This window comes from Burkholderia sp. B21-005 (genome assembly GCF_020843965.1).
GTDB classification, from domain to species: domain Bacteria; phylum Pseudomonadota; class Gammaproteobacteria; order Burkholderiales; family Burkholderiaceae; genus Burkholderia; species Burkholderia ambifaria.
On sequence record NZ_CP086301.1, the window covers coordinates 866,615 to 889,561 of the forward strand.

Genomic DNA, 22,947 nt, shown 5'->3' on the forward strand with positions numbered 1-22,947 from the left:
CGTCATCGGGGCCACGCGTCGTCGCGTGAACCGGCAACACGCCGGTCATCCACCCGCTCAATGCCCCCGCTTCTCCTTCCTCACCACCATCCACCTAGGCACCTTGAACCGCACGATGCTGAGATAAAGCCACACATAGGTCAGCGCGAACAGCACGACGAACACGAACAGGTGCACGGTGTGCCGCCAGAACAGCGTCGCGGGAATCACCGCGACGAGGCACAGCAGCCAAAGATAAGGCGATGTGAGCGAATTCCGCCGCGTGAGATCGTGCGCATGCTTGGTGCCGACGGCCCAGCGCATCAGCCGCTTGTACACGAGCATGTGCAGGTGCACGCCATCCGGAATCCCCGGCGACATCCCGCGAATGAACTTCTTGCGGTAGATCGAGAAGCAGGTCTCGAAGATCGGATACATGAACAGCAGCACCGGATACCACGCGGACACTTCCCGGTTGCGCATCACCAGCATGATCGCGAGTTCGGCGAGCATGAAGCCGATGAAATACGCGCCGCCGTCGCCGAGGAAGATCAGGCCGGCCGGGAAATTCCACAGGAAGAAGCCGAGCACGGCGCCCATCATGATGATCGACGCGGACATCACGACCGGGTCGTTGACGTGGAACGCGACGTAGGCAAGCGACGCGAACATCATGAAGCTGACCATCGACGCGAGGCCGTTGAAGCCGTCGATGATGTTGATCGCGTTCGCCAGCGCCGCGACCGCGAGCACGGTAATGAACGCCGAAATGACCACGTAGTGGAGCAGGAAGTCGAGCGGCGGCACGCTGATGCGCGTGACCGCGATGTTCAGCAGCCAGAACGCCAGCGCGGCGGCGCCCATCGTGCACAGCAGCCGCGCGCGCGGCGACACGCGCTTGGTCAGGTCCTCGACGAGGCCTGACAGGAACGCCGGCAGCCCGCACGCGACGATCCCGAGAATGCTGCCGGAGATCGTCGGGTAGCGTCGGGACAGCACCAGCGCGGCAATGACGACGCCGGCGAGGATCCCGATGCCCCCGACGCGCGGCACCGGCCGCACGTGGAATTTCTGCACGCCGGCCAGGTCGCTGTCGATCGAGAATTTCTCGTGCAGATGCGCATAACGCACGATGAACAACGTGACGAGCAGGGAGACGATGAAGCCGGACGCGAAGCTGAGCATGGGATCGCTCGAAAAATGGACAGCGGATTATACAAAACCGCGCGGGTTCGCCTCCTGCCATTTCCAGTGGTCGGCACACATCTCGTCGATTCCGAGCGTCGCGCGCCAGCCGATGAGGTCGGCGGCGGCCTGCGGATTCGCGTAGCACTCGGCGATGTCGCCCGGGCGGCGCGCGACGAGTTCGTACGGCACCGGGCGGCCCGACGCCTTCTCGAACGCGCGCACGACTTCCAGCACGCTGTAGCCCTGGCCGGTGCCGAGGTTCACGACGAAGCTCGCGTCGCGCGTCGCGAGCGCGTCGAGCGCGGCGATGTGCCCCTTCGCGAGATCGACGACGTGGATGTAGTCGCGCACGCCGGTGCCGTCCGGCGTCGGGTAGTCGGAGCCGAACACGCGCAGCTTCTCGAGCTTGCCGACCGCGACCTGCGCGACGTACGGCATCAGGTTGTTCGGGATGCCGGCCGGATCCTCGCCGATCAGCCCGCTCGCATGCGCGCCGACCGGGTTGAAATAGCGCAGCGTCGCAATGCGCCACGACGGGTCCGAGACCTCGAGATCGCGCAGGACCTGCTCGGCCATCAGCTTCGACTGGCCGTACGGGTTGGTCGCGGACAGCGGGAACGATTCGTCGATCGGCGAGCGCTCGGGCACGCCGTACACGGTCGCCGACGAGCTGAACACGAACTGCCTGACGTTGCGCTCGCGCATCACCTTGAGCACCGTCAGCAAGCCGCCGAGGTTGTTCTGGTAGTACTCGAGCGGCTTCGCGACCGATTCGCCAACCGCCTTGAGCGCCGCGAAATGGATCGTGCCGGTGATCGGATGCGCGTCGAACACCTTCGCGAGCGCGGCTTCGTCGCACACGTCGACCTGGTGGAACGCGGGCGTCCTGCCCGTGATCTGCTCGATGCGCCGCACGGACTCGGCCTTGCTGTTGAGGAGGTTGTCGACGATCACGACATCGTAGCCGTTGTCGAGCAGCTCGACGGCCGTGTGCGAGCCGATGTAGCCCGCACCGCCGGTAACGAGGATGGTGCCTTTAGCGGTCATGCTGATGCGCTCCTTCAGAGTGTGATGCCGGTCAATGTATGAATGGTCTGCCGGTAGCGTTCGACGACCTGCTGCTCGTCGAATTCCTCAGCCACCTTGCGGCGGCCGCGCGCGCCCATCGCGTCACGGCCGGCGCGCCCGAGTTCGATCATGCGGACCAACTGCTCCGCGAGGCTCGCGCTGTCGCGCACGCGGCACAGGAAGCCGGTTTCGCCGTCGGCGACCACGTCGCGGCAGCCCGGTACGTCGGTCGCGACGATCGGGCGGCCCATCGCGGACGCTTCCATCAGCGTGCGCGGCACGCCTTCGCGGTACGACGGCAGCACGACGCAGTCGGCCGCCGCGATGTGCGGGCGCACGTCGTGCGCCTCGCCGAGATACTCGACCACGCCTTCGCCGACCCAGGCGTCGACGTCCGCGCGGCTGATCGCGCTCGGGTTGTCGACCCCGAGCGGCCCGAGCAGCTGGAAGCGCGCGTCCGGGTAGCGGGCACGCACCACGCGCGCGGCCTCGACGTACTCGCGCACGCCCTTGTCCCACAGCAGCCGGCCGATCAGGATGAACACCGGGCCGTTGCCGTCGGGCAGCGGCACCGGCGCGAACTGGTCGAGATCGACGCCTTCGCCGTGCAGCAGCCGCGCGCGGTCCGGGTGCGCGAGCAGTTGCTCGTCGGTGAAGGTCGCGAGATCGTCGCGGTTCAGGAACCAGACTTCGCGCGGGAAGCGGAACGCGAACCGGTACAGGCGTTTCGCGACGCTCGCCGCGCGGCTTTTCTGGATGAACACGTAGCCGAGGCCGGTGGTGACCGCGATCGACGGCACGCGCGCGAGCCACGCGGCGACCGATCCGTAGATGTTCGGCTTGATCGTGTAATGAAACACGAGCGCGGGCCGCAGCGCGCGGTAATGGCGCACCAGCGCGGCGAGCGTGCCGAGATCCTCGCGCGGGCTCGTGCCTTTCGACGCGACGGCGAGCGCGACGTGGCGGCAGCCCATCTGCTCGAGCAGCGGCACCGTGCGGTCGTGCGGCGCGATCACGATGACCTCGGCGCCGCGCGCGACGAGCGCACGGATCAGCCCGTGGCGGTACGTATAGATCGCCCAGGCCGTGTTGCAGACGAGCGCGATGCGCAGCGAGGAGGTAGCGGACATGAAAAAAAAGAAAAAATAAAGCGTCGAAAATGCCGGGCGTGAACAGACCCTAAGCGGACGGCCGCGCCGCGAACAGCGTCTGCTTGATCCGCTGCAGCGTACGGTACGGCGTCACGAAATGCAGCAGGTTCTTGGCGAGGCCGGCCCAGTCGTACGGGTTCAGCGCGTTGAAGTGACGCAGCAGCAGCGATAGCGTCGATATCAGCTGGCGGCGCCGCCGGGTCGCGCTGATCCCGCCCTCGTTGAGCTCGTAGTAGAGGCCGAGCTCGGGCAGGTTCGCGCAATCGTAGCGTTGCATTAACCGTAAAAAAAGATCGAGATCCTCGGCCGCACGGTACTTCGCGCGGTAGTTGCCGACTTCGCGCACCGCGTCGATGCGCAGCATGACCGACGGATGCACGAGCGGCGAGCGCAGGAAGCGCGTCCGGCGCAGCATGCGCGGATCGGCCGGCGGGGTCAGCATGAAGCGCGGCTCGCCGGCACGCGACACGACCTGGGTCCACATGCCGACACAGGCCACGCGCGGATGGGCGTCGAGATACGCGCGCTGTTTCGCGAGCCGCCGCGGCGCGGCGAGGTCGCCGGCGTCGATGCGGGCCGCATAGCGGAAGCCGCGCGCCGCGAGCGCGTCGATGCCGGCCTCGAGCGCGCGCTCGATGCCGCCGTTTTGCGGCATGCGCAGCACGTCGACCGCGAGGCCAGGCAGCTCGGGCGCGACGATCGGCGGCGTGCTGCCGTCGTCGACGATCAGCACGTGCACCGGCGCATCCTCGCTGAACGACGCGAGGGTGCGGGCGACGTCGTCGTGTCCGTTGTAGGCCGGCATCAGCACGGCCACGTCGTCGAGCGGGAGCGGGCAATCGGGAGACGTCATGGGCGCAGCCTGAAACGAATGTAATAAAAATTAACGGCGGTGGCGGCGACATAGCCGGCCGCCAGCCCGACGAGCGCCCCGTACAGGCCGAGCCGGGGGATGGCGAACACGTTGACGAGCGCGGCGATCGCGAGCGCGAGCACCCATTTCGCCAGCAACACGAATTTTGCTTGATATTTGAGAACGATAAGATTGCCTATCGCCTCGATGCCGGCCGGCACGGACAGCCAGACGGCCCAGCGGAAGATGTCGACCGACGCCTCGTAGCCGCGGCCGAACACCTTGCCGACGATGAGCGGTGCGGCCACGTCCAGCACCAGCGCGCCGGCCGTCATCAGGCCGGCGGTCATCGCGGTCAGCCGGACGATGTTGCGGCGCAGCCGCGCGACGTCCTGCACGCGGTACACGAACGCGGGCGCGATGGTCTGCGCAAGCATCAGCGCGAGCGTGATCCAGTTCTCGTTGAGCTGCTGGGCCGCCGCGTAGCGGCCGAGGTCGGCGAACGACACGTGACGCTCGAGCATCAGGCGGTCGAGCTTCAGGAACAGGTACATGCAGATCAGGCCGAGCCAGAACACGGTGCCGGCGGTGGCAAAGTGCCTGAACAGCGGTTTGTCGAACGTCCAGCCGAGCGTGCCGCCGTTACGATGGCGGTAGTACAGCACGAGCGCGAAGCCGATCGCGGCGGCCTCCAGCGCCCACAGCCACGCGAAGCGGGCAGGGCCGGCGGCCGCGCGCACCAGCAGCCAGACGAGCAGCGCCTTCGCCAGCGCCGTGACCATGCTGGTCATGAGCTGCGGCTTGCTGTAGGTCATGCTCTGCAGCCACGCGTTGATCACGCCGACGAACGGCTCGCGGAACACCATCGTGACCGCGAGGCCCGCGAGCATCGCGCCGACGAGCGGGTCGAACGCGCCGGCGCCGATCGCGATCCAGGTCGCGACGAGCGCGACGGCGGACACGCCGATGCGCAGCGCGAACGCGCTGCCGAGCACCGCGCCGAGTTGCGCGGGCGGGCGCTGGACGATGGTCGGAACCAGGATTTCGGCGCCGCACACCCAGGTGAGCGGCGCCAGTACGAGGAGAAGCGTATTCGCATACTGCCATTTGCCGAACACGTCCGGCCCGAAATAACGGGCCAGAAGACCGCTGATCGCGATCGCGACGCCGATCTGCGTGAGCCGTTCGAGCCCGAGCCAGACGAGATTCGCGACGGCCTTCGCGACGTCCGGGTTGCCGAATCGCTTCAGCATGCGGGGCAGCCGCACGCGCTGGAGGCGGCCGGCAGGGCGCCGGGAGGCGGGAGGGTGGCGGCGGCGGAACGGCTAGGCATTAAAATGGACAGAATGCGCGTCATCAAAACCCGCGATTATAAGTTGGATCGGGGCCGCACCAGCCGCCCCGTTCCTTGTCGCGCAAGGCCCGCATGTATGATGCCGGGCACGCGCGAAAGGCGGCCAGATTATTTTCCATGCACGCAACCGAGAGAGAATCGATGATCTCCCAATCCATCTTCAAGGCATATGACATTCGCGGTGTGGTCGGCAAGACGCTCGACGCCGACACGGCGCGCGGGATCGGCCGGGCATTCGGCAGCGAAGTGCGCGCCCAGGGCGGCGACGCGGTCGTCGTCGCGCGCGACGGCCGCCTGTCGGGGCCCGAGCTCATCGGCGCACTCGCCGATGGCCTGCGTGCGGCGGGTGTCGACGTCGTCGACGTCGGCATGGTGCCCACGCCGGTCGGCTATTTCGCGGCGAGCGTGCCGCTTGCACTGAAGGGCGGCGAACGCCGCGTCGATTCGTGCATCGTCGTCACGGGCAGCCACAACCCGCCTGACTACAACGGCTTCAAGATGGTGCTGCGCGGCGCCGCGATCTACGGTGAGCAGATCCAGGCGCTGTACCGCCGCATCGTCGACGAGCGCTTCGAAACGGGGAGCGGCACGTTCGAGGAATTCGACGTCGCGGACCAGTACATCGCGCGCATCGTCGGCGACGTGAAGCTCGCGCGCCCGCTGAAGCTCGTCGTCGACGCCGGCAACGGCGTCGCGGGCCCGCTCGCGACGCGCCTGTTCAAGGCGCTCGGCTGCGAACTCGTCGAGCGCTTCACCGACATCGACGGCACCTTCCCGAACCACCACCCCGATCCCGCACATCCGGAAAACCTGCAGGACGTGATCCAGGCGCTGAAGGACACCGACGCCGAACTCGGCTTCGCGTTCGACGGCGACGGCGACCGCCTGGGCGTCGTCACGAAGGACGGCCAGATCATCTACCCGGACCGCCAGCTGATGCTGTTCGCGGAGGAAGTGCTGTCGCGCAATCCGGGCGCGCAAATCATCTACGACGTAAAGTGCACGCGCCATCTCGCACAGTGGGTGAAGGAGAAGGGCGGCGAGCCGCTGATGTGGAAGACGGGCCATTCGCTCGTGAAGGCGAAGCTGCGCGAGACGGGTGCGCCGCTCGCCGGCGAGATGAGCGGCCACGTGTTCTTCAAGGACCGCTGGTACGGTTTCGACGACGGCCTCTACACGGGCGCGCGCCTGCTGGAGATCCTCGCGAAGACGGCCGATCCGAGCGCGCTGCTGAACGGGTTGCCGGATGCGATGAGCACGCCCGAACTGCAGCTCTGGCTCGACGAAGGCGAGAACTTCCGCCTGATCGACAAGCTGCAGAAAGAGGCGAAGTTCGACGGTGCCGAGGAAGTCGTGACGATCGACGGCCTGCGCGTCGAGTACCCGGACGGTTTCGGCCTCGCGCGTTCGTCGAACACGACGCCGGTCGTCGTGATGCGGTTCGAATCGGAGACCAAGGAAGGGCTCAAGCGCATTCAGGACGACTTCCGCCGTGTGCTGACGGCCGCGAAGCCGGACGTCAAGCTGCCGTTCTGAACCCCGGCGGCCGGCGGGCCGCCGCCGGCGCGACGCTCGAACGAGCCGTTGCGCCATGCCCGAAAAGCGGCGCACGCTGACGCGTGTGGCCGCTTTTTGTCTGTCTGACGTCCCGGGCGCGATAAAATCGCGTCTTTATGCCTGTCGCCGGCCGTCCGCCGGCGTTTTTTCAGCGTGCAAAAGATCCTGATCGTGCGCGTGTCGTCGCTGGGCGACGTCGTGCACAACATGCCGGTGATCGCCGATATCCGGCGCCGCCACCCCGATGCGCAGATCGACTGGCTCGTCGAGGAGAGCTTCGTCGACCTCGTGCGGCTCGTCGACGGCGTGCGCAACGTGCTGCCGTTCTCGCTGCGCCGCTGGCGCAAGAAGCCGTTCTCGGGCGCGACGTGGCGCGAGATCCGCGCGTTCCGCAAGCGGCTCGTGGCCGAGCAGTACGACCTCGTGATCGACTGCCAGGGTCTGATCAAGACGGCCTGGGTCGCGAGCTGGGCGCGCGGGCCGCTCGCCGGCCTCGGCAATCGCACCGACGGCGCCGGCTACGAATGGCCGGTGCGCTTCTTCTATCGCCAGCGCGTGCCGATCGCGCCGCGCACGCACGTGGTCGAGCGCTCGCGCCAGCTGGTCGCGGCCGCGCTGGGCGATCCGGCACCGACGCCGGCCGATCCGGTCGATTTCGGCCTCGATACGCGCGCGGCGGCGCTCGCGGTCGCGGCGCTCGGCCTGAACCTGCCGGTGCCGTACGTGGTGTTCGTGCATGCGACCTCGCGTGCCGACAAGCAGTGGCCGGACGCCGCGTGGATCGAGCTCGGTCAGGCGCTCGTGCGGCGCGGCGCGTCGCTCGTGCTGCCGTGGGGCAACGACGCGGAGCGCGCGACCAGCGAGCGTCTCGCGAAGGAGTTCGGCGCGGCGGCGATCGTGCCGCCGAAGCTGTCGCTGCCGGCCGTCGTCGGCCTGATCGACGGCGCGGCCGCGACCGTCGGGGTTGATACAGGTCTGGTTCACATCGCGGCCGCGCTCAAGCGCCCGACGGTCGAACTGTACAATTTCGCGACGGCCTGGCGAACCGGCGGCTACTGGTCGCCGAACGTCGTCAATCTCGGCACGGCGGGGCAGCCGCCGTCGATCGCGCAGGTGAAGGCGGCGCTTGCGGGCTTTGGTCTGCTGTAATGCCCGTCATGCCCGCTCGGCCTCTCCTGCCTCTCCTGCCCGTCACGCACGCGAACCGATCATGAGCGAATCCCAGATCATCGAAGTCCCGTCCGCCGACTGGAGCGGACACAACCTGTCGGCGCCGCGCGAGCAGCTGCTGGCCGCGGTCGAGGAAGGCAAGGTGCTGTATTTCCCGCACCTGCGCTTCGCGATCGAAGGCGGCGAGGAAGCGCTGCTCGATCCGTCGCTCGCCGATCCGAAACGCAAAAACATCAGCCTTGCGCCCAACGGCGGCGTGCTCGCCGGCGTGCTCGGCGACAGCGTCACGCAGTCGGCCGTGCGCGCGCTCGTCGCGCGCTTCCAGCAGCAGGCCGGCACGCTCGTCGACGGCCTGTTTCCCGAGTACCGCGGCAAGCTGCGCGTCGCGCCGACGAGCCTGCGGCTGATGCAGGTCGAGACGCGCCAGACGTCCTGGCGCAAGGACGACAGCCGGCTGCACGTCGACGCGTTCCCGTCGCGGCCGAACTACGGCGAGCGGATCCTGCGCGTGTTCACCAACGTGAACCCGGCCGGCCAGCCGCGCGTGTGGCGCGTCGGCGAGCCGTTCGAGGACGTCGCGAAGCGCTTCCTGCCGAAGATCCGGCCGCAGTTGCCGGGCTCGGCGTGGATGCTGAACCTGCTGCACGTGACGAAGTCGCCGCGCAGCGCGTACGACCACCTGATGCTGAACCTGCACGACGGAATGAAGGCCGATCTCGATTACCAGAAGACCTGTCCGCAGCAGACGATGCCGTTTCCGCCGGGTAGCGTGTGGATATGTTTCTCGGATCAGACTTCGCACGCTGTGATGTCCGGCCAGTTCATGCTCGAGCAGACCTTCTTCCTGCCGGTCGACGCGATGGTGCGCCGCGAATGCGCGCCGCTGGGGATTCTCGAGCGCCTGACCGGCAGGGCGCTGGTTTGAGCGCGCCCCGCATCCTTCGCGGTGACGGAGCCCGCTCATGCTGAGGGCGATCTATCGCGCGCTGTGGTGGCTCGTCGCGCCGATCGCCGTCATCCGGCTCCTTGTGCGCTCGCGCAAGGAGCGCGGCTACCGCGAGCACATCGCCGAGCGCTTCGGCCAGGTCGCGGGCCGTTCGCCGGACGACCGCGCGCCGCTGATCTGGGTGCATGCGGTGTCGGTCGGCGAGACGCGCGCCGCGCAGCCGCTGATCGACGCGCTGATGCGTACGCGTCCCGACGCGCGCATCCTGCTCACGCACATGACGCCGAGCGGCCGCGCGACCGGCGAGCAGATCTTCGGCGACCGCGTGCTGCGCTGCTACCTGCCGTACGACATGCCGGGCGCGGCGCGGCGCTTCCTGCGCGCGTGGCGGCCGACGCTCGGCCTCGTGATGGAAACCGAGGTGTGGCCGACGCTGATCGACGAGTGCCGCCGCGCGGACGTGCCGCTCGTGCTGACCAACGCGCGGATGTCCGCGCGCTCGCATCGGCGCGCGGCGAAGTTCGGCGCGGCGACGCGCGACGTGTTCGGCGGTTTCTCGCGCGTGCTCGCGCAGAGCCCGGCCGATGCGGAGCGGCTGACGTCGCTCGGCGCGCGCAACGTGACGGTGCTGGGCAACCTGAAATTCGACATGACCACGCCGCCGGAGCTGGCCGCGCGCGGTCATGCATGGCGCGACGCGATCGGCACGCGGCCCGTGTGGGTCGCCGCCAGCACGCGCGAGAACGAGGAGGCGTTGGTGCTGCAGGCGTTCGCCGCGATGCGCACGCCGGGCGCGCTGCTGATCCTCGTGCCACGCCATCCGCAGCGTTTCGGCGAAGTCGAGGCGCTTGTCGAGCGCAACGGGCTAAAGTGCGTGCGGCGTTCGGTGTGGGGTGCGGACGCGGCGGCCCTAGCGGCCGGCCGGCCCGCTGCGGTCGAGCCGTTGCCGGCCGACGTGACGGTGTTGCTCGGCGATTCGATGGGTGAGCTCGGCGCGTACTACGCGGCCGCCGACGTCGCGTTCATCGGCGGCAGCCTGCTGCCGCTCGGCGGGCAGAACCTGATCGAGGCGTGCGCGGTCGGCGTGCCGGTGCTGATCGGCCCGCATGTGTTCAACTTCACGCAGGCGACCGCCGATGCGGTCGCGGCCGGCGCGGCGATGCAGGTCGCGGATCCGCTCGATCTCGCGCACGTGCTCGACGCGCTGTTCGCCGACAACGCGCGGCGCATCGCGATGGGTGCGGCGGGGGCCGCGTTCGCGGCGCGCCATCGCGGCGCGACCGCGCGATCGGTCGACGTGCTTGCGGCGTTGCTGCCGCCGGTCGAGCGCGGCACGCGCTCGATGCAGGACGGGCAGGGTGATCAGGATAATTAAGTGTAGGGCTTGCCTTCGAGCGCGCCGTGCTTGAATGATCTGCAACGGGTTGAACGGCCAAGGCCGTGTTAACCTTGAATCAGGTAAGCATGTACGTGGCTTTCTGCCCACTTATAGAGGTATGGGTCGACATAACGACTTACGACGCGATAGAGCGAGCAGGCCGATAAACAGAGCGATCTTGAAGAGCCTACCGGTAAAAGCCATCATTCTCGGGGCGCTATTTCTCAACATGGCTTTTTCTGCCGCGATAGCGTCGCCACATCCACATGATCGCTATGTAGGCGAGCACTGCCACGATCAGTTCGATAGTTACCCATCCCCCGATATACAAATCCTCTGGATCGCGGACACTGAGCCAATCCGAAGCGCGCCACCATGCACGCGCTTCGGCTGGCGTCCATTCATGGTATGGTCGGACATGACGAAATGAGAGAAGAAACAATCCGACAAACAGCGCGACCTTGAATAGCCTACGGACAAGAGTGGTCATTCTCGGGCGCTATTTCTCAACATGGATTTTTTGCCGCGATAGTGCTTCCATAGCCTCATGATCGCCATATAGGCAAGCGTTGCCACCAGCAGATCAAGAGCCAGCATCACCGGGATATAGACATCATCAGCTTCGTGCAGGCCAAGGTTTTGCGCGATGCTCAACCACCTGAGCGCCTCGCTTTCTGGAGTCGCCCCATTTCGACCAATGCAGCGCACGGATAGAAGAAACAAGCCAGTAAACAGCGCCATCTTAAGCGATAAACGCCATGATTTTGAAAGGCCTGCGAATTCGGTCATTCTCGGTCACTATTTCTCGACATGCTTTTTCCCGCGATAGTGTCGGCACATCCACATGATCGCGTTGTAGGCGAGCACTGCCACGATCAGTTCGATAGTCACCCACACCACGAAATACAAATCTTCGGGGTCGCGGATACCTAGCGCCTGTGATGTGTACAGCCATGCGCGCATCTGGCTTTCTGTCCATTCATAGGGGTATGGGCGAACATACCGAAGGGACAGGGCGAGTAGGCCCAAAAACAGGGCGACCTTGAATAGCCTACGGACAAGTGTTGCCCCGCGTGATGACCTCAATTGTTCCATATGCATTCAACCCAGAATCGCCAGCCGGGATTGGCTTGGTGGCCAACAATGCCGTGCGGATTCTCAGGAAATCGACACGGCTCGGCAATGTGATGCAACCGAGTGAGATACCGTGCCCACTTGCCGGATGCAACCTGAACTGTCCGCGCTTGACACCATTAACCCACGTCACATCATCAATGCGGCCATCATCTCTATACAAAGCGAGCCATTCACGGTGATTTGATGGATTGCCGAAAATGGTATTCCACTCGTCTTTTGCCCATGCGAGCGCCTGAGATCGAATGCCACCTGTGGGGCGCTCTACAATCCAGTATTTACCAGCAGGAATTGGGCCGTTATCGGGCACCGCCGTGCAGCCACCCCGATTACGGAATTCCGCGTTGCCAGAGAACGCATCGAACGTACCCAAACCATCGATGGCAAGGGGGGAAAGAAAATTATTATTCACCAGAAATCTACCGGTATAAACCATTGACTGCTCCCTGCTTATCCGATGTCATTCCATGAATCGGTGAATTTGATATTGCCGTCGAGATAGTGCCACGTGATGCGCTCATACATCATGGAGACCGCTTCAACGTGATTGAGCGCGGCCGCCTGCGACAGTCTGGTATTCGCCATGCCGGGATTGATGCCGCAGACTTTTACGCCTTCGAGCAGCATCACGAAATACACCTCCTCTCTCCCGGCATCGTTGATCCGATACCACTTGATCTCGGCCGATTGCAGCGTTTGCCCCTTCGCAACAGCCTTGTAAAGATAGGGAGTCGCCGCGTCGAATTCCTTTTCGAACGCAATCGGTGAATGCGTACGCTTGCCGGTGATCTTGCCGTTAGCGCTATCAACCGGCAGATTTACACCGTGGCCAAAACTGATGATTTCAATGCTTCCTTCACGGTCCTGAACGGTTGACGAGCCTTTGATGTCGGCGCCGCCATCATCCTTAAGCCACATATGTGCGGGAATCGGCATATCGAAAATCCTCACTTACGAAGAAAGCGTAATGTAAGGAGTCGATGCCAGCCGAGTCAATTGCCGTCGCACAGTCGCTGGAGGCTTTTGGGCAGCGGACTCGCTCTTGCGTGCGCAAATGCTAGGTAGTTCTGTCTGGACACTTATTCAAACCGTCAACAACCCCTTCTTCTCGATGAACGCGACGACGTCCGCGACGCCGTCGAGCGCCTTCAGGTTCGTCATCACGTAAGGCCGCTCGCCGCGCATCTTCTTCGTGTCGGACGCCATCACGTCGAGGTTCGCGCCGACGAGCGGCGCGAGATCGGTCTTGTTGATCACGAGCAGGTCGGACTTCGTGATCCCGGGGCCGCCCTTGCGCGGAATCTTCTCGCCGCCCGCGACGTCGATCACGTAGATCGTCAGGTCCGACAGCTCGGGGCTGAACGTCGCCGCGAGATTGTCGCCACCCGATTCAATGAACACGATGTCGGCATCGGGAAAGCGCGACAGCATCCGGTCGACGGCCTCGAGATTGATCGACGCATCCTCGCGGATCGCCGTGTGCGGGCAGCCGCCCGTCTCGACGCCCATGATGCGTTCCTCGGGCAGTGCGCCCGCGACGGTCAGGAGGCGCTGGTCTTCCTTCGTATAGATGTCGTTCGTGATCGCGACGAGGTCGTAGCGCTCGCGCATCGCCTTGCACAGCATTTCGAGCAGCGTGGTCTTGCCGGAGCCGACCGGGCCGCCGATGCCGACGCGCAGCGGCGGCAGTTTCTTGGTGCGGCGGGCGGGAGAGAGAGCGGGTGCGTTCATGGCGTGGGTCGGGTTCAGGAGCGGAACAACCGCGAATACTGGGTTTCGTGCCGCGCGGACAGGATGCCGAGCTGCGGCGCGAACGTGTTGACGGCGTCGGGCGGCGTGGCGAGCGCGCGGCGCACGGCCGCGTCGATCGCGCCGCGCAGCGCGACGATGATGCGTTGCCCGGCAAGCTGGCCGAGCGGCACCGCTTTCAGCGCGGCCGACGTCTGGTTCTCGACCCAGCCGAACGCGTACGCGGCGAGCACGGCGTCGGCGCTCGCGTCGTGCGCGGCGGCCGCGTAGGCGAACGCGGTCGGCAGCGCGATCGGCGAAATCGTCGAGAGCGTCGAGAGCGTCGCGCGGCGCGCGGTATCGCCCCATTCGAGCGATGTGCAGAGCTGCGCGAGCGACCAGCCCATCTGCTCGGTTTCACGGCGCAGCTCCGCCGATTCACGGCTCGCGATGAACCACGCGTTCTCGCGCGCGAGCGCATCGGCGTCGTGAGCGCGCCAGCGTGCGAGCTGGTGCGCGAGGAACGGCAGTTCGCCGTGCGCGAGCACGTCGGTCAGCCCGCTTGCGATCCAGTCGCGCGCGGTGTCGGCGTCGCGGATCAGGTTCGCGTCGAGCGCGGCTTCGAATCCCTGCGAATAGCTGAACGCGCCGATCGGCAGCGCGGGCGACGCGAGATGCAGCAGCGCGACGAGCTCAGTGGTGGTCATGGCCGTGATGGCCGTGCGTGCAGCCCGGACCATGCTGGTGATCGTGATCGTGATCGCGCGAGTGCGAGTGCGAGTGCGAGTGGCCGTGGTGCTCGCCGAATACCTGCTGCGCGAGCGCGTAATCCTCGGCGAACGTCGCGTCATGTCCGTGCTTGTGACCACCGCCGTACGCACCGGATTCCGGCTGGAACGGTGCGCGCGTGGGTTCGACCTGCGTGCCGAGCCGGCGCAGCATGTCCGCGAGCACCGGATCGGCTTCGAGCTTCAGGTAGCCGTCGCCGATCTCGACCGGCGTGTGACGGTTGCCGAGGTGATACGCGGCGCGCATCAGCGTGAGCGGATCGCCCGCGCGCACGAGCAGCACGGTCTCGGGCGCCGCGGCGATGCGCACGAGCGCGCCGTCGTCGGCGACGAGCACGTCGCCGTCGCGCAGCACGGTGCCGCGCGGCAGCAGGACCGCGACCTCCTCGCCGGTATCGAGCGTGGCCGCGAGGCGGCTCTTGCAGCGGGCGTCATAGGCGAGCGTGAGCGTCGGCGCGCGCGCGACGAGCGACGCGGCGAGCTTCACGTTCGGGGCAATGCGTTTGTCGAGGGTGCGCATGGAACGAAAACCGGAAATCAGAACAGGAAATAGCGCTGCGCCATCGGCAGCACCGACGCCGGCTCGCAGGTGAGCAACTGGCCGTCGGCGATCACGTCGTAGGTTTCGGGGTCGACGCTGATCGACGGGCGCCATGCGTTGTGGATCATGTCGGCCTTCGTCACGTTGCGGCAGTTGCGCACCGGCACGATGCGCTTCGCGAGCCCGTAGCGTTCGGCGATGCCCGCATCGGCGGCCATCTGCGACACGAAGGTCAGCGACGTGCGCGCGAGCGCGCCGCCGCGGGTCGCGAACATCTCGCGGTAGTGGACCGGCTGCGGCGTCGGGATCGACGCGTTCGGGTCGCCCATCTGCGCGACCGCGATCATCCCGCCCTTCAGGATCATCGACGGCTTGATCCCGAAGAACGCCGGTTCCCACAGGACGAGGTCGGCCCACTTGCCGGGTTCGATCGACCCGACTTCGTGCGCGATCCCGTGCGTGATCGCCGGGTTGATCGTGTACTTCGCGACGTAGCGTTTCGCGCGGAAGTTGTCGTTGCGGGCGCCGTCTTCCGGCAGCGCGCCGCGCTGCACCTTCATCTTGTGCGCGGTCTGCCAGGTGCGGATGATCACCTCGCCGACGCGGCCCATCGCCTGCGAATCGGACGACAGCATCGACAGTGCGCCGAGATCGTGCAGGATGTCCTCGGCCGCGATCGTCTCGCGGCGGATCCGCGATTCGGCGAACGCGAGATCCTCGGCGATCGACGGATCGAGGTGATGGCACACCATCAGCATGTCGAGATGCTCGTCGAGCGTGTTGATCGTGTACGGGCGCGTCGGGTTGGTCGACGACGGCAGCACGTTCGCCTCGCCGCACACCTTCAGGATGTCGGGCGCATGGCCGCCGCCCGCGCCTTCGGTGTGGTACGTGTGGATCGTGCGGCCCTTGAACGCGGCGACCGTCGATTCGACGAAGCCGCCTTCGTTCAGCGTGTCGGTGTGGATCGCGACCTGCGTGTCGGTGTCGTCGGCGACCGACAGGCAGTTGTCGATCGCGGCGGGTGTCGTGCCCCAGTCTTCATGCAGCTTCAGGCCGATCGCGCCGGCCGCGATCTGCTCGACGAGCGGCTGCGGCAGGCTCGCGTTGCCCTTGCCGAGGAAGCCGAGGTTGATCGGCCAGCCGTCGGCCGCCTGCAGCATCCGCTCCATGTGCCACGGGCCCGGCGTGCAGGTCGTCGCGTTGGTGCCGGTGGCCGGCCCCGTGCCGCCGCCGAGCATCGTCGTGACGCCCGACGCGAGCGCCTCGTCGATCTGCTGCGGGCTGATGAAGTGGATGTGCGTGTCGATGCCGCCCGCGGTGACGATCAGCCCTTCGCCGGCGATCACTTCGGTCGCGGCGCCGATCGCGATCGTCACGCCAGGCTGGATGTCCGGGTTGCCGGCCTTGCCGATCGCGGCGATGCGGCCGTGCTTGATCGCGATGTCGGCCTTCACGATGCCCCAGTGATCGAGGATCACCGCGTTCGTGATGATCGTGTCGGGCACGTCGGCGGCCACGCGCTGCGACTGGCCCATCCCGTCGCGGATCACCTTCCCGCCGCCGAATTTCACTTCCTCGCCGTAGATCGTGTAGTCGCGTTCGATCTCGATCAAGAGTTCGGTATCGGCGAGCCGCACGCGGTCGCCCGTCGTCGGCCCGAACATTTCCGCGTACGCGCGGCGGCTCAAGCGTAATGTCATGGTGCTGTTCCTGAAGAGTGGGGCGCGGCTTACAGCGGCCCCATCACCTTGCCCTGAAAACCGTAGACGGCGCGGTCGCCGGCCAGCTCGACGAGCTCGACGGTACGCGTCTGGCCCGGCTCGAAGCGCACGGCCGTGCCGGCCGCGATGTTGAGCCGGAAGCCGCGCGCGGCCGAACGGTCGAACGACAGCGCGTCGTTGACTTCGAAGAAGTGGTAGTGCGAGCCGACCTGCACCGGGCGGTCGCCGGTGTTCGCGACGACGACCGTCAGCGTCGGGCGGCCTACGTTCAGTTCGTGCTCGCCGTCGTCGGTGAGGATTTCGCCGGGGATCATGCGGGTGGCCTCGATCACGGAATCGGGTGGTGGACGGTGACGAGCTTGGTGCCGTCCGGAAAGGTCGCCTCGACCTGGATGTCGGGGATCATCTCCGGCACGCCATCCATCACGTCGTCACGCGTGAGCAGCGTCGTGCCGTAGTGCATCACCTCGGCGACGGTCTTGCCGTCGCGCGCGGCTTCCATCAGCGCGGCGGTGATGAATGCGACCGCCTCCGGATAGTTGAGCTTCAGCCCGCGCGCGCGACGGCGCTCGGCCAGCAGCGCCGCCGTGAAGATCAGCAGCTTGTCCTTTTCTCGGGGAGTCAGTTTCATGAAGGCAATCGTTCAGGAAAACGTAATTTTTTATCGGGGCGCGGGGTTTCGGCACAGGCGCGGGCCATCGTAGCACCGCGTCGTTTTCCGTGCGTCCTGTATCCGTTATGTAAGCAGCAAGGTGCGTGCCATGCCGATGGAACGTGCGGCGATGCGCGTTCGTGGTGCGCGATGCATGAAAGGCGGGCAGCGCGGGCGACGGCGCTGCGCCGAAACGGTGCGTGCCGGGCGGCGCGCGCTCAGGTTTGCCAGAGGCGCAGCGGCCGCGCGTCGACGCCGTGCACGATCGGTCGCAGGTAAAGCCAGCAGTCGGCGAAGTGACGCTGAAGCGCTTCCATCGAGGTCGACAGCGCGCGCACCAGCACGACGCCGGGCGTCACGCAGGTCGCGCCCGCGCGCAGCGTGTCGTCGAACGGCATCCGCGCGGCGAGCGCTTCGGCAAGTGCCGCGTCGCACGCGGCGCCGGCGGCCCATAGCGTGCCGTACACCGGAAAGCCGGCGAGACCCTGCAACGCGCCGCGCAGCGGATCGTGCGCGTCGAGCAGCGCGCGCTCGGTCCAGAGCGGCCGTCCGTCGGCATCGACGAGTGCCGAGCTCGACGCGATGCGGCCGGCCGACCACGTTTCGCCGGCCGCCTGCCTGCCGAGTTGCGTCGCGTCCCAGCCGATCGCGCTCGCGCCTGCGCCGAGCGTCACCGTGAAGTCGAGCGCGGCGTGGGCCGCGTCGAAGAACAGGTTGTTCTGCGGCAGCCAGTCGAGCTTCGCGTGCGCGCCGACCGTGATGCCGATGCGTTGCGTCGCGTCGAGACCGTTCGACTTGTACCACTTGGTCGCGCCGGGCGTCGTCAGCACCGCGTGCGTGCCGTCGCCGAGCGCGATGTCGATGTCGAGCCGGTCGCCGCCCGCGACGCCGCCGGGCGGGTGAACGATGACCGCGTGGCAGATCGCGTCGCCTTCCGGATACAGCGGCCGCTGCACGCGCAGCGGGCCGTCGTGCAGCCGGTGGACGAGCGTCGTGCGCGCGCCGTGCCGTTCGAAGCCGAGCTCGAGGCGACCGCGCCACGATTTGGCGACGGAGGGGCGGGACAGCGAGGCGTGGGAATCAGGGGCGGACATCGGTGCAAAGCAGGGGCGGGCGCGGTGAACGGGGATGCTACCGCAACAATATACGCTTCGGCGCTCGCGTTGCAGGATGACGCAACGCCGCTCGCAGGCTGTGCCGTTTCGCCGACATGCGCCCGACATGCGCTGCTCGGCGAGGCGTCGGAGCGATAACCGGAAGCGACGCCCCTTCGGCGCCCGCCTGCTACACCGCGATCAGCTCGCGCACGCCGTTCGCCTCCATGTCCCGCGCATCGCCGCCCGCGACGACCTCGCCGCGGCTCATCACCCAGTAGTGGTCCGCGATCGAGCGCGCGAAGTCGTAGTACTGCTCGACGAGCAGCACGGTCATCTTCGATTCGTCGACGAGCTGGCGCAGCGTGCGCCCGATGTCCTGGATGATCGACGGCTGGATGCCCTCGGTCGGCTCGTCGAGGATCAGCAGCTGCGGCTCGCTCATCAGCGCGCGGCCGATCGCGAGCTGTTGCTGCTGGCCGCCCGACAGGTCGCCGCCGCGCCGTGCGCGCATGTCCTTCAGCACCGGGAACAGGTCGTAGATGCGGTCGGGCACCGACGACCGCGCCTTGCGGCTTGCCGCGCCGACGAGCAGGTTTTCCTCGACGGTCAGCCGCGGAAAGATGTCGCGGCCCTGCGGCACGTAGGCAAGGCCGGCCGCGACACGTGCATACGGCGGCAACGTGCCGAGCGGCGTGCCGCGCCACGACACGCTGCCGCTCTTCGCGGCGACGACGCCCATCAGGCAGCGCAGCAGCGTGCTCTTGCCGACACCGTTGCGACCGAGCAGCACGGTGAGCTTGCCGTCTTCGGCGGCGAGGTTCACGTTGCGCAGGATATGGCTGCCGCCGTAGTACTGGTTCAGTGCGTCGATCTTCAGCATCGCATCATCTTCCGAGGTAGGACTCGATCACCGCGTCGTCGCGCTTGACCTGGTCGAGCGTGCCGTGCGCGAGCACCGCGCCATTGGCCATCACCGTCACGCGGCCCGTGTCGCCCGCGAGCGCCGCGACGAAGTCCATGTCGTGCTCGACGACCATCATCGAGCAGGTGCCGCGCAGCGTGTTCAGCAGCGCGGCGAGTTCCATCGTCTCGTGGTCGGTCATCCCGGCCGCCGGTTCGTCGAGCAGCAAGAGGGCAGGGCGCTGCATCAGCAGCATGCCGATCTCGAGCCGCTGCTTCTGCCCGTGCGACAGCTCGCCGGCCGCGCGATACGCATCGCTTTCAAGGCCGATCAGCGCGAGCGTTTCCTCGATCTTCGCCTGCGCGGTGCGGTCGAGCCGCGCGCGCAGCGACGCGAGCCAGCCCTTGTCGGTCTGCATCGCGAGTTCGAGGTTTTCCCACACCGGATGCTGTTCGAACACGGTCGGCTTCTGGAACTTGCGGCCGATTCCCGCACGCGCGATTTCCGGTTCGTTCATCCGGGCGAGATCGATCGTCTGGCCGAGAAATACCTTGCCCGAATCCGCGCGCGTCTTGCCGGTGATCACGTCCATCATCGTGGTCTTGCCCGCGCCGTTCGGACCGATCACGCAGCGCAGCTCACCGGCGTCGATCGCGAGCGACAGCTTGTTCAGCGCGCGAAAGCCGTCGAAGCTCACCTCGATGTCCTCGAGGTAGAGGATCGTGCCGTGCGACGTGTCGATGCCGGGCGGCACCACGCGGCCCATCGATGCGGTGCCGCTGACGGTCAGCAATTCGTCGTCGGGCGGTGGCGTGAACTGGTAGAGAGCCGTGCCGTTCATCCGCGTTTCCCCTTCGCAAGCAGCGTTTCGACGAGGCCCATGATCCCGCGCGGCAGCAAGAGCGGCACCAGCACGAAGATCAGGCCGAGAAAGAACAGCCAGTATTCGGCGAAGTACGCGGTAAAGAAACTCTTCGCGCCGTTCACCGCGAACGCGCCGACGATCGGCCCGATCAGCGTGCCGCGCCCGCCCACCGCGACCCAGATCGCCATTTCGATCGAGTTGCCGGGCGACATCTCGCCGGGATTGATGATGCCGACTTGCGGCACGTACAGCGCGCCCGCGATCCCGCACAGCACGGCCGACAGCGTCCATACGAACAGCTTGTACGCGAGCGGGCTGTAGCCGAGGAACATGAGCCGCGTCTCGCCGTCGCGCACCGCGGTGACCACGCGCCCGAGCTTGCTCGTGACGATCGCGCGCGCGGCGATGAACGCGAGCACGAGCGTCGCGAAGGTCAGCAGCAACAGCACCGTGCGCGTGCCGGGCGACGTGATTGCAAACCCGGCGATGCGCTTGAAATCGGTGAAGCCGTTGTTGCCGCCGAAGCCCGTCTCGTTGCGAAAGAACAGCAGCATCGCGGCGAACGTCAGCGCCTGCGTGATGATCGACAGGTACACGCCCTTCACGCGCGAGCGGAACGTGAAGAAGCCGAACACCCACGCGATCACGGCCGGCACGAGCACGACCAGCGCAAGCGCCCACGCGAGATGCTGCGTGCCGCTCCAGTACCAGGGCAGTTGATGCCAGTCGAGGAACACCATGAAGTCGGGCAGGTCGCTGCCGTACTTGCCCTCGTGGCCGATCTCGCGCATCAGGTACATGCCGATCGCATAGCCGCCGAGCGCGAAGAACAGCCCGTGGCCGAGACTGAGGATGCCGCAGTAGCCCCACACGAGATCGAGCGCGAGCGCGGCGATCGCATAGCACATCAGCTTGCCGCCAAGCGTCATCGCATATGCGGACAGATGGAACGCGCTCGACTCGGGCGCGACCAGCGCGGCCAGCGGCACGCCCACGCCGATCGCGATGCACAGCGCGACGAGCGCGAGCCAGGCGCGGCGCGACAGCAGCGCGGGGCGCGGCGGCAGGCCGAGCGCGAAGCTTTCCTTCGCGGGCACGGCGGCAGCGGGTTTCGGCGCGTCGGCGACCGGGTTCGACAACGAATCGGTGATTGAAGTCATGTCACGCCTCCGCGCTGCGGCCCTTCGGGGCGAACATGCCCTGCGGACGTTTCTGGATGAACAGCACGATCATCACGAGCACCGCGATCTTCGCGAGCACGGCGCCCCAGAACGGCTCGATCGCCTTGCTGACGAGACCGAGCCCGAAGCCGCCGAGCACGGTGCCGGCGATCTGGCCGACGCCGCCGAGCACCACCGCCATGAACGAATCGATGATGTAGTTCTGCCCGAGATCGGGGCCTACGTTGCCGATCTGCGACAGCGCGCAGCCGCCGAGGCCCGCGATGCCCGCGCCGAACGCGAACGCATATGCATCGACGCGCGCGGTCTTCACGCCGACGCACGCGGCCATCCGGCGGTTCTGCGTGACCGCGCGCACGAACAGGCCGAGCCGCGTCTTCGTCAGCACGCCCCAAGCGACGAACACGACTGCGAGCGCGAACGCGAGGATCGCGAGCCGGTTGTACGGCAGGATCAGGTTCTGCATCACGGTCACGCCGCCGCTCATCCACGACGGGTTCACGACCTGCACGTTCTGCGCGCCGAACAGCATGCGCGTCGCCTGGATCAGGATCAGGCTCACGCCGAACGTCGCGAGCAGCGTCTCGAGCGGGCGGCCGTACAGGTGCCGCAGCACGAGCCGTTCAAGCACGATGCCGACCAGCGCGGCCGCCGCGAACGACACGGGTACCGCGACGAGCGGATACCAGTCGAACGCGGCCGGCGCATGGCGCTGGATCAGCGTCTGCACGACATAGGTTGCGTACGCACCGATCATCAGGAATTCGCCGTGCGCCATGTTGATCACGCCGATCAGCCCGTACGTGATCGCGAGGCCGAGCGCCGCGAGCAGCAGCACGCTGCCGAGCGACAGGCCCGCGAACACGGTGCCCACGATCTCGCCGCGGCGCTGCAGCGCGTGCAACGCCTCGAGTCCTTGCTGCGCGGCTGCGCGTACGCGCGCGTCGGGTTCGGTGTAGCTGCCGTCGGTGTTCTTCGCGACGAGCGGGCGCAACTGCTCGATCATGTCGAGATCGCTGCGCGCGGCCACCACCTGCACGGCTTCGAGACGCTTCACCGGATCGGCATCGTGCAGCGCGGCGATGGCCCACAGTGCGTCAAGGCGGCGCTTCAATGCCGGGTCGGTTTCCTTCGCGCGTGCACGCTCGATCATCGGCTTGAGTGCCGAGTCGGGGGACTTCAGCAGCGCGTCGATCGCGTCGCGACGCGCGGCGACATCGGGCGATGCGAGCGCGAGACCCGACAGCGCGCCGGCGATCTTCGTGCGCAGCAGGTTGTTCAGCATCACGGGCTGCGCGTCGCCGGCCGGCGTCGCGGCCTGCGTCAGCGCATCGTGCGCGGTGTCGCCGGTCTGGATCAGCAGGCGGCCGTCGCCGGTCGCGAGCGCGTCGCCGGTCGACAGCGCATTGAGCAACGCGACGGCGCGCGGATCGGCATCGGCGGCGATCCGTTCGATCGCGGTTGTTTTCGCGTCGAAGTCGTCGCCGGCGAGCGCGGCGGTATCGGCGGCCGTCAGGGCGAACGCGGCGCGCGGCAGCGCGCAGGCCAGCGCGGCACAGGCGACGACCGCGACGGCGGCGCGGCGAAAGCGGGTAGGCATCGGGAGATCCTGTCGGGCGTGGAAAAGCGAATGCGTGCGGCGGTGCGCGGGCGCGTGCGGGTCGTCACCGCACGCGCGGCGGCATGGTGGCA

25 protein-coding genes are annotated in these 22,947 nt (G+C 67.0%); 4 read left to right on the forward strand and 21 right to left on the reverse strand.

The window, feature by feature from the left end; genetic code table 11:
* Positions 1 to 57: 57 nt before the first annotated feature.
* From LMA02_RS03955 to LMA02_RS03975, 5 genes are read right to left on the reverse strand one after another with little or no spacing between them, the layout of a single operon-like run.
* Positions 58 to 1,164 carry an MraY family glycosyltransferase gene (locus LMA02_RS03955; RefSeq protein ID WP_228907008.1) on the reverse strand — a complete coding sequence of 369 codons (1,107 nt, stop codon included), beginning with the start codon at positions 1,162 to 1,164 and terminating at the stop codon, positions 58 to 60.
* Positions 1,165 to 1,191: 27 nt separating this feature from the next.
* On the reverse strand, positions 1,192 to 2,214 hold the full coding sequence (gene galE, locus LMA02_RS03960; protein ID WP_228907009.1) for a UDP-glucose 4-epimerase GalE: 1,023 nt from the start codon (positions 2,212 to 2,214) through the stop codon (positions 1,192 to 1,194).
* A gap of 14 nt (positions 2,215 to 2,228) precedes the next feature.
* Positions 2,229 to 3,365 carry a glycosyltransferase family 4 protein gene (locus tag LMA02_RS03965; RefSeq protein ID WP_228907010.1) on the reverse strand — a complete coding sequence of 379 codons (1,137 nt, stop codon included), beginning with the start codon at positions 3,363 to 3,365 and terminating at the stop codon, positions 2,229 to 2,231.
* Between the two features lie 49 nt (positions 3,366 to 3,414).
* Positions 3,415 to 4,239, reverse strand: a complete 825-nt coding sequence (locus LMA02_RS03970) for a glycosyltransferase (protein WP_006751077.1) — start codon at positions 4,237 to 4,239, stop codon at positions 3,415 to 3,417.
* Positions 4,236 to 5,492 carry an oligosaccharide flippase family protein gene (locus LMA02_RS03975; protein WP_228907011.1) on the reverse strand — a complete coding sequence of 419 codons (1,257 nt, stop codon included), beginning with the start codon at positions 5,490 to 5,492 and terminating at the stop codon, positions 4,236 to 4,238. Before LMA02_RS03975 ends, LMA02_RS03970 begins: the two co-directional genes overlap by 4 nt.
* Before the next feature lie 242 nt (positions 5,493 to 5,734).
* Here LMA02_RS03975 and LMA02_RS03980 point away from each other — a divergent pair, with 242 nt between their 5' ends.
* The 4 genes from LMA02_RS03980 to waaA all read left to right on the forward strand — a co-directional run bounded on the left by LMA02_RS03980 (position 5,735) and on the right by waaA (position 10,641).
* The gene (locus tag LMA02_RS03980) at positions 5,735 to 7,129 is read left to right on the forward strand and encodes a phosphomannomutase/phosphoglucomutase (protein WP_228907012.1); all 1,395 of its coding nucleotides are present in this window, start codon (positions 5,735 to 5,737) and stop codon (positions 7,127 to 7,129) included.
* Positions 7,130 to 7,303: 174 nt separating this feature from the next.
* On the forward strand, positions 7,304 to 8,299 hold the full coding sequence (waaC, locus tag LMA02_RS03985; RefSeq protein WP_126227283.1) for a lipopolysaccharide heptosyltransferase I: 996 nt from the start codon (positions 7,304 to 7,306) through the stop codon (positions 8,297 to 8,299).
* Positions 8,300 to 8,360: 61 nt separating this feature from the next.
* Positions 8,361 to 9,245 (forward strand): Kdo hydroxylase family protein, encoded by an 885-nt coding sequence (locus tag LMA02_RS03990; protein ID WP_228907013.1) that lies wholly within the window; start codon positions 8,361 to 8,363, stop codon positions 9,243 to 9,245.
* Positions 9,246 to 9,282: 37 nt separating this feature from the next.
* Positions 9,283 to 10,641 carry a lipid IV(A) 3-deoxy-D-manno-octulosonic acid transferase gene (gene waaA, locus LMA02_RS03995; protein ID WP_228907014.1) on the forward strand — a complete coding sequence of 453 codons (1,359 nt, stop codon included), beginning with the start codon at positions 9,283 to 9,285 and terminating at the stop codon, positions 10,639 to 10,641.
* A 220-nt stretch (positions 10,642 to 10,861) separates the two neighbouring features.
* Here waaA and LMA02_RS35500 read toward each other — a convergent pair whose 3' ends face one another.
* The 16 genes from LMA02_RS35500 to urtB form a co-directional block, all read right to left on the reverse strand.
* The gene (locus LMA02_RS35500) at positions 10,862 to 11,134 is read right to left on the reverse strand and encodes a hypothetical protein (RefSeq protein WP_228907015.1); all 273 of its coding nucleotides are present in this window, start codon (positions 11,132 to 11,134) and stop codon (positions 10,862 to 10,864) included.
* The gene (locus LMA02_RS04005; RefSeq protein ID WP_228907016.1) at positions 11,131 to 11,433 is read right to left on the reverse strand and encodes a hypothetical protein; all 303 of its coding nucleotides are present in this window, start codon (positions 11,431 to 11,433) and stop codon (positions 11,131 to 11,133) included. Before LMA02_RS04005 ends, LMA02_RS35500 begins: the two co-directional genes overlap by 4 nt.
* A 9-nt stretch (positions 11,434 to 11,442) precedes the next feature.
* The gene (locus LMA02_RS35375; RefSeq protein WP_324251282.1) at positions 11,443 to 11,607 is read right to left on the reverse strand and encodes a hypothetical protein; all 165 of its coding nucleotides are present in this window, start codon (positions 11,605 to 11,607) and stop codon (positions 11,443 to 11,445) included.
* A gap of 88 nt (positions 11,608 to 11,695) precedes the next feature.
* Positions 11,696 to 12,214 (reverse strand): DUF2778 domain-containing protein, encoded by a 519-nt coding sequence (locus tag LMA02_RS04015; RefSeq protein ID WP_228907018.1) that lies wholly within the window; start codon positions 12,212 to 12,214, stop codon positions 11,696 to 11,698.
* Positions 12,215 to 12,228: 14 nt separating this feature from the next.
* Positions 12,229 to 12,714 (reverse strand): Hcp family type VI secretion system effector, encoded by a 486-nt coding sequence (locus LMA02_RS04020; RefSeq protein WP_228907019.1) that lies wholly within the window; start codon positions 12,712 to 12,714, stop codon positions 12,229 to 12,231.
* Positions 12,715 to 12,861: 147 nt separating this feature from the next.
* Entirely contained in the window at positions 12,862 to 13,509 is a 648-nt protein-coding gene (ureG, locus tag LMA02_RS04025; protein ID WP_011656154.1) for an urease accessory protein UreG, read from the reverse strand.
* A 14-nt stretch (positions 13,510 to 13,523) separates the two neighbouring features.
* Positions 13,524 to 14,213 carry an urease accessory protein UreF gene (locus LMA02_RS04030; protein ID WP_228907020.1) on the reverse strand — a complete coding sequence of 230 codons (690 nt, stop codon included), beginning with the start codon at positions 14,211 to 14,213 and terminating at the stop codon, positions 13,524 to 13,526.
* Positions 14,200 to 14,814, reverse strand: coding sequence for an urease accessory protein UreE (gene ureE, locus LMA02_RS04035; protein ID WP_228907021.1), 615 nt, complete (start codon positions 14,812 to 14,814; stop codon positions 14,200 to 14,202). The genes LMA02_RS04030 and ureE overlap by 14 nt, the downstream gene beginning before the upstream one ends.
* A gap of 17 nt (positions 14,815 to 14,831) precedes the next feature.
* Positions 14,832 to 16,538: an urease subunit alpha gene (ureC, locus tag LMA02_RS04040; protein ID WP_006752110.1), complete on the reverse strand. Its 1,707-nt coding sequence runs from the start codon at positions 16,536 to 16,538 to the stop codon at positions 14,832 to 14,834.
* Between the two features lie 29 nt (positions 16,539 to 16,567).
* Positions 16,568 to 16,873, reverse strand: coding sequence for an urease subunit beta (locus LMA02_RS04045; protein ID WP_228907022.1), 306 nt, complete (start codon positions 16,871 to 16,873; stop codon positions 16,568 to 16,570).
* Positions 16,874 to 16,887: 14 nt separating this feature from the next.
* The gene (ureA, locus tag LMA02_RS04050; protein ID WP_006406310.1) at positions 16,888 to 17,190 is read right to left on the reverse strand and encodes an urease subunit gamma; all 303 of its coding nucleotides are present in this window, start codon (positions 17,188 to 17,190) and stop codon (positions 16,888 to 16,890) included.
* 239 nt (positions 17,191 to 17,429) lie between these two features.
* Positions 17,430 to 18,305 carry an urease accessory protein UreD gene (locus tag LMA02_RS04055; RefSeq protein WP_228907023.1) on the reverse strand — a complete coding sequence of 292 codons (876 nt, stop codon included), beginning with the start codon at positions 18,303 to 18,305 and terminating at the stop codon, positions 17,430 to 17,432.
* A gap of 190 nt (positions 18,306 to 18,495) precedes the next feature.
* The gene (urtE, locus tag LMA02_RS04060; protein ID WP_228907024.1) at positions 18,496 to 19,188 is read right to left on the reverse strand and encodes an urea ABC transporter ATP-binding subunit UrtE; all 693 of its coding nucleotides are present in this window, start codon (positions 19,186 to 19,188) and stop codon (positions 18,496 to 18,498) included.
* Between the two features lie 4 nt (positions 19,189 to 19,192).
* Entirely contained in the window at positions 19,193 to 20,050 is an 858-nt protein-coding gene (gene urtD / locus LMA02_RS04065) for an urea ABC transporter ATP-binding protein UrtD (protein ID WP_228907025.1), read from the reverse strand.
* Positions 20,047 to 21,234, reverse strand: a complete 1,188-nt coding sequence (gene urtC / locus LMA02_RS04070; RefSeq protein ID WP_228907026.1) for an urea ABC transporter permease subunit UrtC — start codon at positions 21,232 to 21,234, stop codon at positions 20,047 to 20,049. The genes urtD and urtC overlap by 4 nt, the downstream gene beginning before the upstream one ends.
* 1 nt (position 21,235) lies before the next feature.
* Positions 21,236 to 22,855: an urea ABC transporter permease subunit UrtB gene (urtB, locus tag LMA02_RS04075; RefSeq protein ID WP_228907027.1), complete on the reverse strand. Its 1,620-nt coding sequence runs from the start codon at positions 22,853 to 22,855 to the stop codon at positions 21,236 to 21,238.
* Between the last annotated feature and the right edge of the window lie 92 nt (positions 22,856 to 22,947).